The following is a 12,835-nucleotide window of genomic DNA, read 5'->3' on the forward strand; positions in this document are numbered from 1 at the left end:
CATGGCCAGGGCCTCGGAGTTCGCCTACTTCGACCACAGCGGACCGATCGGCATGGCACACCGGGGCGGTGCGGCATACGGACCGAACGTCGGTCTCGAGAACACGATGGGCGCCTTCCGTCGGGCCGTGGCCATGGGCTACCGCTACCTCGAGACCGACGTGCACGCCACGTCGGACGGTGAGCTCATCGCCTTCCACGACACCCATCTCGACCGGACCACGGACTGCGTCGGCGCCATCATCGACCTCCCGTATGCCGCGGTGCGCGAGGCCCGCATCAACGGCACCGATGCGGTGCCGTTGCTGACCGAGCTGCTCGAGGAGCTGCCCACCGTGCGGCTCAACATCGACGTCAAGGCGGACTCGGCGTTGGCACCCACAGTCGAGACGATCCGGGCGCACGGGGCCATCGAGCGGGTGTGCATCGCGTCGTTCAGCGAGCGGCGGGTGCGAGCCGCGCGGCGTGCGCTCGGGCCGGCGTTGGCGACGGCTGCGGGACAGGTCGGGACGGGTGCGCTGCGCTATGCCCCGGGCCTGGTGTCACGGTGGCTGCACACGCCCGCTCCTGTGCTGCAGCTCCCCGTCGCCCATCGCCTCCGCGGTCGCCAGATCACCCTCGTGACACCGCGGCTCGTGTCCGTGGCCCACCGCCTGGGCAAGCAGGTCCACGTGTGGTTCCATCCGTGGAGCGACGAGTCCGCTGCCGAGATGCACCGGCTCCTCGACGTCGGCGTCGACGGCATCGTGACCGACCACATCGACACCCTGCGCGACGTCCTGGCCGAGCGCGGCCACCCCCTCGTGCCGGTCGTCTGAAGCGTCGTGGTCTCCCGTAGCGTGACCGGGTGAGCACCCGGGGAGTCGAAGGAACAGCGGTCGAGTCACCCACGCGTGAGGGAGTCTTCGGACCGACGTATGCCGCGCTGACCCTCGCCCTCCTCGCCCTCATCACCGTCATCGCCTTCGAGTCGATGGCCGTCTCGACGGCGATGCCCGAGGTGGCGCGGGAGCTGGACGCCGTCCGGTCCTACGGCCTCGCGTTCTCCGTGATGCTCACCCTGCAGCTGCTCGGCATCGTGCTCGCGGGCGTGTGGTGCGACCGAGCCGGTGCGCTGCCCTCCCTGCTCTCCGGACAGGTGCTCTTTGCCGTCGGGTGTGCCGTCTGCGGAGCGTCGACCTCCTTCGCGCCCTTCCTCCTCGGCCGAGCCGTCGCCGGCCTCGGCGCAGGGGTGACGTTCGTCGCGGCCTTCGTCGTCATCGGCCGCACCTATCCGGAGGCACTTCGGCCCAAGGTCTTCAGCATCATCAGCGCCGCCTGGGTTGTCCCCTCGCTCGTCGGCCCTGTCCTTGCCGGTTGGGTCACGAGCACGTGGTCGTGGCGATGGGTGTTCTGGATGGTGATCGCGCCCGTCGTGGTCGCTCTCATCGTGCTGCTCCTGCGACGGCACCAGGTGCGGGCGAGCGAGGTCGGCCTCGAGCCCTCCAGCCGAGACCACCGGGAGCATGCACGAGCCGCGAGGCTCGGGGTGGGGATCGCGGTGTCGGCCGGTGTCATGCAGTGGGGCACCCACGAGCTCGAGCTCGGTTGGTCGGTCCAGACTGTGGCCGCGCTCGTCGGGTTGGTGGGTGTGTTCGTGTGTGCGCCTCTGTTGCTGCCGCCCGGGACGTTCACCATGCGGCGCGGATTGCCGTCGGTCATGCTCAGCCGCTTCTTCCTTCCCTGTGCCTTCTTCGGGACGATCACCTACATCCCGCTCATGCTCACCGGGGAGCGCGGCCTCTCGCTGGCCCAGGCAGGGATGGTGCTGGCGATCGGCTCCATCGGTTGGTCCGTGGGTTCATGGGTCCAGGGCCGTGACCGCTTCTCGGGTCAACGCGACCGCCTGGTGAGCCTCGGTGGGGCGGCGCTGGCGACGGGGTTGGTCGGTGTCGTCCTGGTGACCTGGGCCGGGTGGTGGCCATGGTTCGTTGCGGCACCTCTGGCGCTGGCCGGTCTCGGCATGGGGCTGGGCACGGCGAGCCTGTCTGTGCTGGCGCTCTCGCTGACCGCTCCTGCGGACCACGGCTCGGCGTCGTCGAACCTCCAGCTGTCGGACGTCCTCGGGTCGGTCATCGGCATCGCGGCGACGGGGGCGGTGTTCGCTGCGTTGCACACACGTGCGGGCGAGGACGTGCCGGCGTTCGTCGCGATGTGGCTGGGGACAGCGGCGGTTGCGATGCTCGTCATCGCGGCCGGACGGCGCATCCGCGACTGAGCCTTTGGGACCTCGTGAATTTCTATTCATTCCTGGCCGGACCTTTCCGGGGTGAAGCGCAACACCCGGGACTGTTGTGACTGAAGAGACGGCTCGTATGCAGTCAGGCGAATACCGTTGCATTGCACTCATCCACTGGGCCGACGGCGGCCCACCGACCTCGACAACGCCGCCCTCCTCTGCGGGCGCCACCACACCACCGTCCACACCCAGCGCTACCACGGCTGGATCGAACCCGACACGAACGGGGCTAGATACGTCGTGTGGGACCGCACCCGCGGCGCCTGCGACCACGCCCTCGAACGACTCCACTCCGGCCAAAGGCGAGGCAGTCCGTCACGCCTCACCGACCAGCCACCGCACGACCACCCCCGTGAGCGCCACCGAGCCTCCGGCGACCCCCACCTCTGGCACCGACCATGACCCCGCCCCGCACCCCGACAATTCAACGGCGTTGGGCCATGGGCGTATCAGGCGTGCGTCAGGAGCGGGTGAGGGCGTGACCGGCCGGGGTGGTGAGGCGGGTCCAGCGGCCGCTCGTCGCCACCGTCGCCTCCACGTCCTGGCTGAGGAAACCGAGCGCGTACGCCGCAAACGCGAGGGCCGCAGGCACGGGCACGCCGTCAGACGTCCCAGCGATCGGACGCCGCCAGACCTGCTCACGCAGGGCCGCGAGGGCCGGGGCTCCGGCACCGGCAGGGGTGCCGTCTGCGACCTCGGCAATGCCCTCGGAAGCGCTGTGCTGCAACGCCTCTGCGTCAATGACACCCACCGGCTGCCAACCCGACCGGGGCGGAGACACCGCAGCCCAGGCCGCCGACATCGTCATGGGCGGTATCGGCAACACGGCCCGCTCCCCCGGCCGAGCCACCCGGTCGCTCACCGAGGCGAGCGGGACGACGACATCGAGCTGGGCCGGTTCGGCCAGCTCCGACGTCCGCAGTCCGATCGTCACCCCGGTGCTGAGCAACCCCGAACCGGGCAGCACGCCCACCCACGACGCAAGGACGAGCCCCACGGCCTGGAGACGAACGGCACCGTCAGCATCGAGCGCACGGGCGCGGGCGGCATACCGGCCCAGGTCCTGGAGGGACTCGGCATCGGCGAGGACGAGCTCGGACGCGACGACAGCGCTCACCGGCGCGACCACCGGAAGGCGACCGAGTCGCCGGCGTGCTGCGCGAGGATCTCTCGGTCCTGCGGGGTGAGTCGGCGCGGTCTGCTCGCGGCGAAGTCATAGAGCACGAGGCCGGTCTCCGCGACGGCATACACGGTCTTGCCGAGCGACTCGGGGTCGCGGACGGCATACCCCAGGTTGAAACCCGCACCGTGCACGCCGGTGACCCACATGTCGACCTCGATGGGCTCCGGTCGGTAGGTGAGCGGCGCGACGTACTCGATCTCGTGACGCGACACGATCACTCCGCTGTCGAGGAGCGAGCGGTCGGTCCCGAACCACTCGCGGAAGCCGATGACACGGGCGTCCTCGAGGAGGCGGAGGTACTGCACGTTGTTGACGTGACCGTAGGCGTCCATGTCGGACCATCGCAGCGGGACCCGGGTGCGGTAGGGGCGCGCGGTGACTTCGGGAACGGGATCGACCTGCGACATGGCCCCAGTCTGGCAGCACCGCGCATCCCCGGCAGCGCCCGTCCCGTAGCCAGACCTAGGGTGGTCTGATGCCAGTCTCACCGACGACGTCCGCACGCCTCGACCACCTCCTCGCCACCGGGCAGCGCACGCACCGACTGCCTTCTGTCGCAGCGGGACTCATCCGTGGCGGAGAGCTCGTCTGGTCGGGCGCCGTGGGCACCGTGGACGGGCGCGCAGAGGGAGTCGCCGTCGACGCGGACACGCAGTTCCGGATGGGGTCGATCACCAAGACGTTCGTCGCCGTGGCCGTGATGAGGCTGCGTGACGAAGGGAGGCTCGAGCTGTCCGACCGCTTCGGGGCGCACGTGCCCGGCAGCGCCCTCGACGACGTGACGATCGAACAGCTCCTGAGCCACGCGGGCGGCGTCCAGGCAGAGTCGGCGGGCGACTGGTGGGAGCGCACGCCCGGCAGCGACTGGGACGCGCTGGTGGCGTCCGGCGTCGGGACCCGCTTCCGTTCGGGACGGCGCTTCCACTACTCCAACACGGGGTATGCCGCCCTCGGTCGCCTTCTGGAGGTGGTCCTGGAGCGTCCCTGGTTCGAGGTCGTGAGCGAGCAGCTGCTCGAGCCGCTGGGCATGACGCGGACGACGTTGCGGCCCACGGGCAAGGCGGCACTCGGGTTCGCCGTGCACCCCTTTGCCGACGTGCTGCTCGCCGAGCCGGAGCACGACGCCGGTGCGATGGCGCCTGCTGGTCAGCTGTGGACGACGGTTGCCGACCTGGCGCGCTGGGCGGCGCTGCTGGGCGGCCGCACTGACGGGGTGATCTCGGCCGAGTCGCTGGCCGAGATGGTCGAGCCGCACCACGTCGTCGACGAGCCCGGCCAGCCGTGGACCGGCGCGCATGGGCTCGGCTGGCAGATCTGGAACGACGCGGGCGCACGGTCCGCAGGTCATGGTGGTTCGATGCCCGGGTTCCTCGCGAAGCAGCTCGTCCACCTCGACGCCGAGGGTGGCGAGGGACCGGCCGGTGAGGTGGGTGACGGCGTGGTCCTCTTCACCAACACGACCGCGAGCGCGGCGCTCAAGGACCTGCCCAAGGAGCTGCTGCGGACCCTGCGCGAGCTCGAGGCCCCGTCGGTGGCGCCGTGGGTGGCGAGTGGGTCCGCGGACCTGCTGGAGCTTGCGGGCACGTGGCACTGGGGCCCGAGCGTGGAGACGGCGCGGTTCGTCGGTGAGGACTTGGTGCTCGGGGCGCCGGGGAAGGGTCGCGGGTCGCGCTTCCGGCGGGTGGGGCCAGGGGCGGACGAGTGGGTGGGGCTCGACGGCTACTACACGGGCGAGCCGCTGCGAGTGCTGCGTCGCGGCGACGGGTCGGTGTCGCACCTCGACCTCGCGACGTTCCGCTTCACCCGCACGCCCTACGACCCCGAGGCCGACGTGCCGGGTGGGGTCGACGAGCAGGGGTGGCGCTAGGTCTTTGGTCGTCCACAGCGACCGCGCCTCGGGTCGTTGTCCACAGCAGCTGGTCCGCCTGTCGGGTGACGCGCCTACGGTGGGGTGATCATGACTAACGCATCAGCAGTGTCACCAACGCAGACCACCACGCTGGCCACCGACGCCACGACGACCCTGCGCAGGCTCGTCGGACGCGACGACGTGGACTTCCGCGACGGCCAGCTCGAGGCGATCACCGCACTCGTCGCCGACCGGTCCCGCGTCCTCGTCGTCCAGCGCACGGGGTGGGGCAAGTCGGCGGTCTACTTCGTTGCCACTGCGCTGCGCCGGGCCGAGGGGGCCGGGCCGACGGTCATCATCTCCCCCCTGTTGGCGCTCATGCGGGACCAGATCGCGGCCGCCGAGCGCGCCGGCATACGGGCCGTGTCGATGAACTCCGCCAACGCCCAGGACTGGGACGAGGTGCGCCAGGCCCTGGCGTCCGACTCGGTCGACGTCCTGCTCGTCAGCCCCGAGCGGCTCAACAACCCGCGCTTCCGTGACGAGCAGCTGCCCGACCTCGCCCGTCGCTGCGGTCTGCTCGTCGTCGACGAGGCGCACTGCGTCTCCGACTGGGGACACGACTTCCGGCCCGACTACCGCCGCATCCGTGACCTGTTGAGCGAGCTCCCCGGCGACGTGCCGGTGCTCGCCACGACCGCGACCGCCAACGCCCGCGTCGTGACGGACGTGGTGGAGCAGCTCGGGGTGGGCGGGCGAGAGGTCCTGACCGTCCGCGGTGGGCTCGCGCGTGACTCGCTGCGGCTCGGCGTGCTGAGCTCGATGTCTCCCGAGCAGCGCCTGGGCTGGCTCCTCGCCCACCTGGACGAGCTCCCCGGCAGCGGCATCATCTACACCCTCACCGTGGCCGCCGCCGAGGAGGTGGCCGCCGCGCTCACCGAGGCCGGTCAGCGCGTCGCGGCCTACACCGGCCGCACCGACCCCGCCGACCGTGAGCGGTTCGAGGCCGAGCTGCGCGACAACCGCGTCAAGGCCCTCGTCGCGACGTCGGCCCTCGGGATGGGGTTCGACAAGCCGGACCTCGGGTTCGTCGTCCACCTGGGCGCGCCGTCGTCGCCCGTCGCCTACTACCAGCAGGTCGGCCGCGCCGGACGAGCCACCGAGCGGGCCGACGTGCTCCTGCTGCCCGGGCCGGAGGACAAGGACATCTGGCTCTACTTCGCGTCCGTGTCGATGCCCCGGCAGGAGCAGGCCGATGCGGTGCTCACGGCCCTGGCGGAGGCCGGTCGCCCGTTGTCCACGGCGGCCATCGAGACGATCGTCGACGTCCGCCGCACCCGACTGGAGCTGCTCCTCAAGGTCCTCGACGTCGACGGGGCCGTGACACGCGTCCAGGGAGGCTGGACCGGGACGGGGCAGCCATGGACCTACGACGCCGAGCGCTACTCCCGGGTCGCCCAGTCCCGCACCGACGAGCAGCAGCTCATGCTCGACTACGAACGCACCACCGAGTGCCGGATGGCCTTCCTCCAGCGCACGCTCGACGACGCGACGGCCGTGCCGTGCGGCAAGTGCGACACGTGCGCGAGCCCCTGGTACGCCACCGACGTGCCCGACAACGTCATCGGCGCGGCCCGGCAACGGCTGGCCCGGGTCGGAGTCGACCTCGACCCGCGTGCCCAGTGGCCCACCGGCATGGACCGCCTCGGGGTGCCGGTCAAGGGCAAGATCCCGGCCGACGAGGCGATGTCGAGTGGGCGAGCGCTGGCCCGGCTGAGCGACCTCGGCTGGGGAAACCGTCTGCGCCAGGTCCTGCGCGAGGACGCACCCGCCACTCCCGAGCTGCTCCGCGCCTGCGTCGGTGTCCTTGCCGAGTGGGGCTGGTCGCAGCGGCCGGCCGGCATCGTCGCCATGCCGTCCCGCAGCCATCCCCAGCTCGTGCAGTCGCTCGCGGCAGGGCTGGCCGAGATCGGGCGGCTGCCGCTCCTCGGGACACTCGACCTCGAGCACGGCGGGCCCACGGGCGAGCCGGGTGGCAACAGCGCCTTCCGCCTTGCCGGGGTGTGGGAGCGGCTCGTCGTCGGACCCGAGCTGGCCCAGACGCTCGGTCGAGTGGGTGGCCCCGTGCTGCTCGTCGACGACCTCGTCAGCTCACGCTGGACGCTCACCGTCGCTGCCCGCGAGCTTCGACGCGCGGGTGCCGACGACGTCCTCCCCTTCGCCCTCGCGGTCGACGGCTGACCGCGAGCGGCTGAGGTCGTGCGCGGTCCCCCCGCGAACGGTCGGGCGTGGGTGGGTGGGCGACACCGTCCCGGTTCCAGACACCACGACCCGCCGGAGGTTGCGCGGCCGGTCGGGCCCCGCGTGACGAGTCGGGGGTTTTGGACACCCCGACTGGCCACAGAACCCCCGACTGGTCGACGTTCGGGATCCTGGGCCGCCCCGCTAGAGCCCTGTCTGCCGCGCGAGCTGCGTGGCCGTCGTCGCCCTGACGGTCTCGAAGGCCTCCGCATCGACCGTCACGCCGGCACCGCGCAGGGCGAGGACGGAGGCTCCCACCAGACCGTCGGTCGCCCTGATCACCGGCAGGTCCAGCCCGGAGGACCGCAACACCGCCACGATCCCCTCCAGCAACCGGCGTTGGCCGGCCATGACGCCACCGCCCACCACGAGCGGCCCGGTGACGTCGTCGGCATGAACGTCGATGACCGCTTGGGCGAGTCCGCGCGCCGCCTCGTCGACGATCGCGGCGCTCACCGGGTCACCGTCGTCGAGGAAGGCGACCGGCGCCAGCGCTGCGAGGGCAAAGGGCGACTGGGTGTAGACGACTCGGACCAGCTCGTGGTTCGCGATGGGGCGTCCGGTCCGCAGTGCGAGGTCCGGCGCGATCCCCATCACCTCGAGAGCGGGCTCCACCATCGAGGTCGAGATCCTGCCGTCGAGCGCCGCCGCGACCGCGCGGGCCACCCGGTGGCCGATCCAGAAACCTGAGCCGGTGTCGCCCAGCAGCCAGCCGAGGCCGTCGATGGTCTGTGCCTCAGCGCTGTCCACCATGCGCACCGCCGTGGCACCCGTCCCGGCGACGAGGCTGTAGCCATCGGTCTCGTGGGTGCCTGAGCAGAACAACGCCGCCAGGTCACCCCTCTTGGAGAACGGTGCCCGGATGCCGACGGCGGCGAAGGCGTCTGTCAGGAATCCCGCCTCGAAGGCGGTTCCACCCGCGCTGGCGAGGGTGACGGCCTCGATCTCGGCGAGCGCGACCCCTGCGTCAGCAGCGGCACGCCCGATGGCTGACGCGACCTCGCCGAACGCCGCCTCGGGGCCACCGCCGGAAATGGGGTTTCCGCGGCCTGCGAGACCGATGCCACGGCACTCGAGCGTGTCCTGCACGATGGAGGCGCGGGTTCGGGTGCCTCCGGCGTCGACTGCTGCAAGGATCACAGGACCATCTTGCCGGGTGCTCCGCTCCGGAGCCGCAACGGCCGCAGGGCGGCGCCACCCACACCGACCATCAACCTCGAAAGAGCGGACGACATGACCGACAGCACGCCCCAGACCGCCCAAGCCGACTTCGCCGCCGAGGTGACCGGCCGTCTCGGGCGGTTGCAGGACCACGTCGCAGGCGGCGGCCTCGACGAGGCGATCGACCTCCTCACCACGTGTGTGCGGTCCAACGGCGTGATCCAGGCGTTCGGGACCGGCCACTCGGAGGGGTTCTCGATGGAGGTGGCCGGGCGCGCCGGTGGTCTCATCCCCACCCGGCGCATCACCCTGCGCGAGGTCGTCATCGTCGGCGGCCGCGACCCCGAGGAGCTGTTCGGGGCCGAGCTGGAGCGTGACCCGGGCGTCGTCGAGGAGCTGCTCTCCCACACCGAGATCCAACCTCAGGACGTCTTCGTCATCGCCAGCAACTCCGGCGTCAACTCGTCCATCGTCGGTATGGCGCTCGCCCTGAAGGAGCGTGGGCACAGCGTCATCGCCGTGACCAGTCTGGAGCACACCATGGCGGTCGAGCCCAAGCACGAGAGCGGCAAGCGCCTGAGCGAGATCGCCGATGTCGTCATCGACAACCTGGCGCCCTTCGGCGATGCCACCCTCGAGCTGCCGCACGGCATCAAGGTGGGCGCGGTCTCCTCGCTGACGGCGGCGTTCATCGCCCAGGCGCTGACGCTCGGCGTGGTGAGCAGGATGCTCGAGGCCGACGAGGTGCCGCCGGTGTTCCTGTCGGCCAACATCCCCGGCGGTGACGAGCACAACCAGACCCTGAAGGACCGCTACGGCTCGCGGATCAGGTCCTTCTGAGCCTCGCTCCGTGAGGTCGCGGGCAGCCGCACGGTGAGCAGCGGCAGGAAGGCCTGGACCGCCGGTCCGATGAGCAACGCATAGAGCACCGTGCCGACCCCGACGATGCCCCCGAGCAACCAGCCGATGGCGAGCACCGAGATCTCGAGGGCGGTGCGCACCAACCGGATCGACAAGCCACTGCGTCGCGCCAACCCGGTCATGAGTCCGTCGCGCGGGCCGGGGCCGTACTGGCTGCCGATGTACATCGCGCCTCCGATGCCGTTGACGACGATGCCGCCGAGGAGGAAGACCCAACGCAGCCACAGCTCGGACGGCGCGTCGAGCACGGCGAGCATGACGTCGGTCGCGATGCCGATGACGAAGACGTTGGCCACCGTGCCGAGCCCGGGCCACTGCCTGAGCGGGATCCACAGGAGCAGGACGAGGCCTCCGACGATGACGACGATGGTCCCGAAGCTCAGCCCGATGTGCTGCTGCACCCCGTAGTGGAAGACGTCCCACGGGTCCAGGCCCAGCTCGGCGCGGATGAACATCGCCATCGCCGTGCCGTAGAGCCAGAGCCCGACGACCAGCTGCGTCACGCGACGGAACGTCCGGCCGGCGCGCAGCTGCTCCATCGGGGTCATCGGAACGAGGTCCACCCGGCGACGGGCACCGGCGCGGAGGGTCTGGATCGGGCTCATGGCCCCATCCTGCCCCCCAAGTGGCCCTTTGTTCCATGGCCACTTGTGGGACAGTGGCCTCATGGCTGCTCCCGTGCTCTCCGCCGTCCGCACCGCAGAGCTGATCGGTCCCACGTCAGGTGACCGGCCGGCATACCAGGTGGTTGCCGACTCGCTCCGCCTCCTCATCGCGGACGGCCGCATCGCGGTCGGGACGCGGCTCCCGAGCGAGCGCGACCTCACAAGCGCGCTGGCGCTCAGCCGCACGACCGTGAGCAGCGCGTATGCCGTGCTGCGCGAGCGCGGCTACCTCACCTCGCGTCGTGGCTCGGGCAGCGTGGCGAGCCTCCCGGCCGGGGCCATGCGTCGGGACACCGGGCTGCACATGTCGGCCCAGGTCCCGGAGGGCATGATCGACCTCACCTGCGCGGCACAACGCGCGCCTGCCGGCATGACCCAGGCCGCGGAGGCGGCGATCGCGGCGTCGCCCGGCTACCTCAGTGGGAGTGGCTACCTGCTCAACGGGGTCCCGGAGCTGCGCGAGGCGATCGCGGCTCGCTACACCGCACGCGGCCTGCCCACGACGGCCGACGAGGTCATCGTGACCACCGGCGCGGTCGTCGGCACGGCCATCGCGGCACGGGCCCTGCTCTCCCCCGGCGACACCGTCGTCATGGAGACGCCGACCTATCCCAACATCTTCCCGACCCTGACCCAGCTGAGGTCGCGCATCGCCGCCGTCCCGGTCGAGCCGACCGGCTGGGACGTCGCGACGATGGTCTCGACCATCCGAGCCTCGGGGGCACGAGCTGCGATCCTGCTCCCCGACTTCCACAACCCCACGGGCAACCTCATGTCCGACGAGCAGCGCGCCGTCGTGGCAAAAGCGTTGGCACGAGAGCGGATCACGGCCATCGTGGACGAGACGGTCGTCGAGATCGCCCTCGACCACGAGGGTCCGATGCCGTTGCCGTTCGCCACCCACCACCCCGACACCATCTCGGTCGGCAGCGCCTCGAAGTCGCACTGGGGCGGCCTGCGGATCGGCTGGATCAGGGCGTCGGGCTCGATGTTGGAGCGACTGACTGCGGCCCGTGTCCCCTTCGACATCGGGGCGCCGGTCATTGACCAGCTCGTGCTGCTCCAGCTCATGCAGGTCACTCCCGGCATCACCGCGGAGCGGCGACGTGACCTCGTGGCCGGTCGTGACGCCCTGGCCGGCGCGCTGCGGGAGAGGCTGCCACAGCTGCGGTTCGTCCTGCCGAGCGGCGGCCTGTCCCTGTGGCTGGAGCTGCCCGACCCGGTGGCCGCCGAGGTGACGCTGGCCGCCGAGGACGAGGGCGTGCTCATCGCCAGCGGCCCACGCTTCGCGGCCGCCGGCGGCCTCGACCGGTGGATCCGGCTGCCCTACGTGCTGACGCCCGACGAGCTCGTCGAGGCCGCGACGCGACTTGCACGGGCGGTCGACCGGGTCGCCGCCGGGGGCACGGTCTCCCGGCGGGGTCGCTCCGAACACCGCCACGGTCCGCTGGTGGCCTGAGGACGGGCGAGGCGGCCAGCGTCGTTAGGGTGACGCCTGTGAACGATGTCGTGGACGACCAGACCCCGCCCGCCCTGGCCGAGCTCCTGCGGGTGCTCGACCTCGAGGAGGTCGGGACGGCGGCAGTCACGGTCAGCGCCAACCCGACCGGTGGTGGTGGCACCGCCTCGGTGCCGACCACGTTCGCCGAGGAGACCACGCTCTTCCTCGGCCAGAGCCAGAAGATGCCGCACGGGAGGGTCTTCGGTGGGCAGGTCCTGGCTCAAGGGCTCGTGGCCTGCGGTCGCACGGTCACGCCGGCGGAGGGTGAGGCCCCGCGTCCGATCCACTCGTTGCACGCCTACTTCATGCGTCCGGGTGACGACACGCAGCCGATCCACTTCTCGGTGGAGAAGATGCGCGACGGCCGATCCTTCTCGACGCGGCGCGCGCACGCCATCCAGAACGGCAAGCCCATCCTGTCGATGAGCTGCTCGTTCCAGGAGCCCTCCGGCGGCCTGGACCACCAGGACGAGATGCCCGACGTGCCGCGTCCCGAGGAGCTGAGGTCGCTCACGGACGTCTTCGGCGGCATCGACCACCCCGGCGCCAAGCACCTCGCCGAGGGCCGCGCCATCGAGCAGCGGCACGTCGAGGGGCAGCTCTTCCTGGCGCCCGGCGACGAGAAGGTGGCACGCCAGAGCGTGTGGACCCGGGCCGTGGGTCGGCTGCCCGACGACCCGCTGCTGCATGCCGCCGTCCTCGCCTACGCGTCGGACTACGCCCTGCTCGAGCCGGTGCTGCGACGCCACGGCCGGCAGTGGGTCGGCGGCGGACTCAACGTCGCCAGTCTCGACCACGCGATGTGGTTCCACCGCCCCGCACGGGCCGACGAGTGGATCCTCTATGCGCAGCAGTCGCCGTCGGCCCAGGGCGGCCGGGGCCTGGGGCTGGGGCGGATGTTCACCGCCGACGGCACCCTCGTCGCGTCGGTCGCCCAGGAGGGCATGCTCCGCGTTCGCGAGGACCTCGGCTGACCG

The 12,835-nt window shown here is 71.4% G+C and carries 11 protein-coding genes; 7 read left to right on the forward strand and 4 right to left on the reverse strand.

Going from position 1 to position 12,835, the window contains the following annotated elements; translation table 11 throughout:
- The first annotated feature begins 1 nt into the window (after position 1).
- Both ACFQW8_RS01415 and ACFQW8_RS01420 read left to right on the forward strand, forming a co-directional pair.
- Positions 2-817, forward strand: coding sequence for a glycerophosphodiester phosphodiesterase family protein (locus ACFQW8_RS01415; RefSeq protein WP_380085195.1), 816 nt, complete (start codon positions 2-4; stop codon positions 815-817).
- A gap of 29 nt (positions 818-846) precedes the next feature.
- Positions 847-2,256 carry an MFS transporter gene (locus tag ACFQW8_RS01420; RefSeq protein WP_380085196.1) on the forward strand — a complete coding sequence of 470 codons (1,410 nt, stop codon included), beginning with the start codon at positions 847-849 and terminating at the stop codon, positions 2,254-2,256.
- A gap of 481 nt (positions 2,257-2,737) precedes the next feature.
- Here the strand turns inward: ACFQW8_RS01420 and ACFQW8_RS01425 are convergent, their stop codons facing one another.
- A complete protein-coding gene (locus ACFQW8_RS01425) occupies positions 2,738-3,394 on the reverse strand; it encodes a hypothetical protein (RefSeq protein ID WP_380085197.1) in 657 nt (218 codons plus the stop codon).
- A complete protein-coding gene (locus ACFQW8_RS01430; protein ID WP_380085198.1) occupies positions 3,391-3,867 on the reverse strand; it encodes an acyl-CoA thioesterase in 477 nt (158 codons plus the stop codon). The genes ACFQW8_RS01425 and ACFQW8_RS01430 overlap by 4 nt, the downstream gene beginning before the upstream one ends.
- Positions 3,868-3,935: 68 nt before the next feature.
- Here ACFQW8_RS01430 and ACFQW8_RS01435 point away from each other — a divergent pair, with 68 nt between their 5' ends.
- Positions 3,936-5,327: a serine hydrolase domain-containing protein gene (locus tag ACFQW8_RS01435; protein ID WP_380085199.1), complete on the forward strand. Its 1,392-nt coding sequence runs from the start codon at positions 3,936-3,938 to the stop codon at positions 5,325-5,327.
- Between the two features lie 90 nt (positions 5,328-5,417).
- Positions 5,418-7,550, forward strand: a complete 2,133-nt coding sequence (locus tag ACFQW8_RS01440) for a RecQ family ATP-dependent DNA helicase (protein WP_380085200.1) — start codon at positions 5,418-5,420, stop codon at positions 7,548-7,550.
- Between the two features lie 204 nt (positions 7,551-7,754).
- On the opposite strand, the gene ACFQW8_RS01445 is transcribed toward ACFQW8_RS01440, so the two are convergent.
- Entirely contained in the window at positions 7,755-8,750 is a 996-nt protein-coding gene (locus tag ACFQW8_RS01445) for an N-acetylglucosamine kinase (protein WP_380085201.1), read from the reverse strand.
- A gap of 93 nt (positions 8,751-8,843) precedes the next feature.
- Between ACFQW8_RS01445 and ACFQW8_RS01450 the strand changes: the two genes are divergently transcribed.
- Positions 8,844-9,611, forward strand: coding sequence for a sugar isomerase domain-containing protein (locus ACFQW8_RS01450; RefSeq protein WP_380085202.1), 768 nt, complete (start codon positions 8,844-8,846; stop codon positions 9,609-9,611).
- Here ACFQW8_RS01450 and yczE read toward each other — a convergent pair.
- A complete protein-coding gene (yczE, locus tag ACFQW8_RS01455; RefSeq protein ID WP_380085203.1) occupies positions 9,584-10,297 on the reverse strand; it encodes a membrane protein YczE in 714 nt (237 codons plus the stop codon). The genes ACFQW8_RS01450 and yczE overlap by 28 nt on opposite strands.
- Before the next feature lie 61 nt (positions 10,298-10,358).
- Here yczE and yczR point away from each other — a divergent pair, with 61 nt between their 5' ends.
- Positions 10,359-11,816: a MocR-like transcription factor YczR gene (gene yczR / locus ACFQW8_RS01460; RefSeq protein WP_380085204.1), complete on the forward strand. Its 1,458-nt coding sequence runs from the start codon at positions 10,359-10,361 to the stop codon at positions 11,814-11,816.
- A 38-nt stretch (positions 11,817-11,854) separates the two neighbouring features.
- Positions 11,855-12,832, forward strand: a complete 978-nt coding sequence (locus ACFQW8_RS01465) for an acyl-CoA thioesterase (protein ID WP_380085205.1) — start codon at positions 11,855-11,857, stop codon at positions 12,830-12,832.
- Positions 12,833-12,835 lie beyond the last annotated feature (3 nt).

Origin of the sequence: Knoellia altitudinis, from assembly GCF_042666355.1 — a bacterium.
GTDB lineage: Bacteria > Actinomycetota > Actinomycetes > Actinomycetales > Dermatophilaceae > Knoellia > Knoellia altitudinis.

Coding starts and splice junctions, on each gene's coding strand:
- ACFQW8_RS01415 (WP_380085195.1), top strand. CDS start 2: ATGGCCAGGGCCTCGGAGTTCGCCTACTTCGACCACAGCGGACCGATC.
- ACFQW8_RS01430 (WP_380085198.1), bottom strand. CDS start 3,867: ATGTCGCAGGTCGATCCCGTTCCCGAAGTCACCGCGCGCCCCTACCGC.
- ACFQW8_RS01435 (WP_380085199.1), top strand. CDS start 3,936: ATGCCAGTCTCACCGACGACGTCCGCACGCCTCGACCACCTCCTCGCC.
- ACFQW8_RS01440 (WP_380085200.1), top strand. CDS start 5,418: ATGACTAACGCATCAGCAGTGTCACCAACGCAGACCACCACGCTGGCC.
- ACFQW8_RS01450 (WP_380085202.1), top strand. CDS start 8,844: ATGACCGACAGCACGCCCCAGACCGCCCAAGCCGACTTCGCCGCCGAG.
- yczE (WP_380085203.1), bottom strand. CDS start 10,297: ATGAGCCCGATCCAGACCCTCCGCGCCGGTGCCCGTCGCCGGGTGGAC.
- yczR (WP_380085204.1), top strand. CDS start 10,359: ATGGCTGCTCCCGTGCTCTCCGCCGTCCGCACCGCAGAGCTGATCGGT.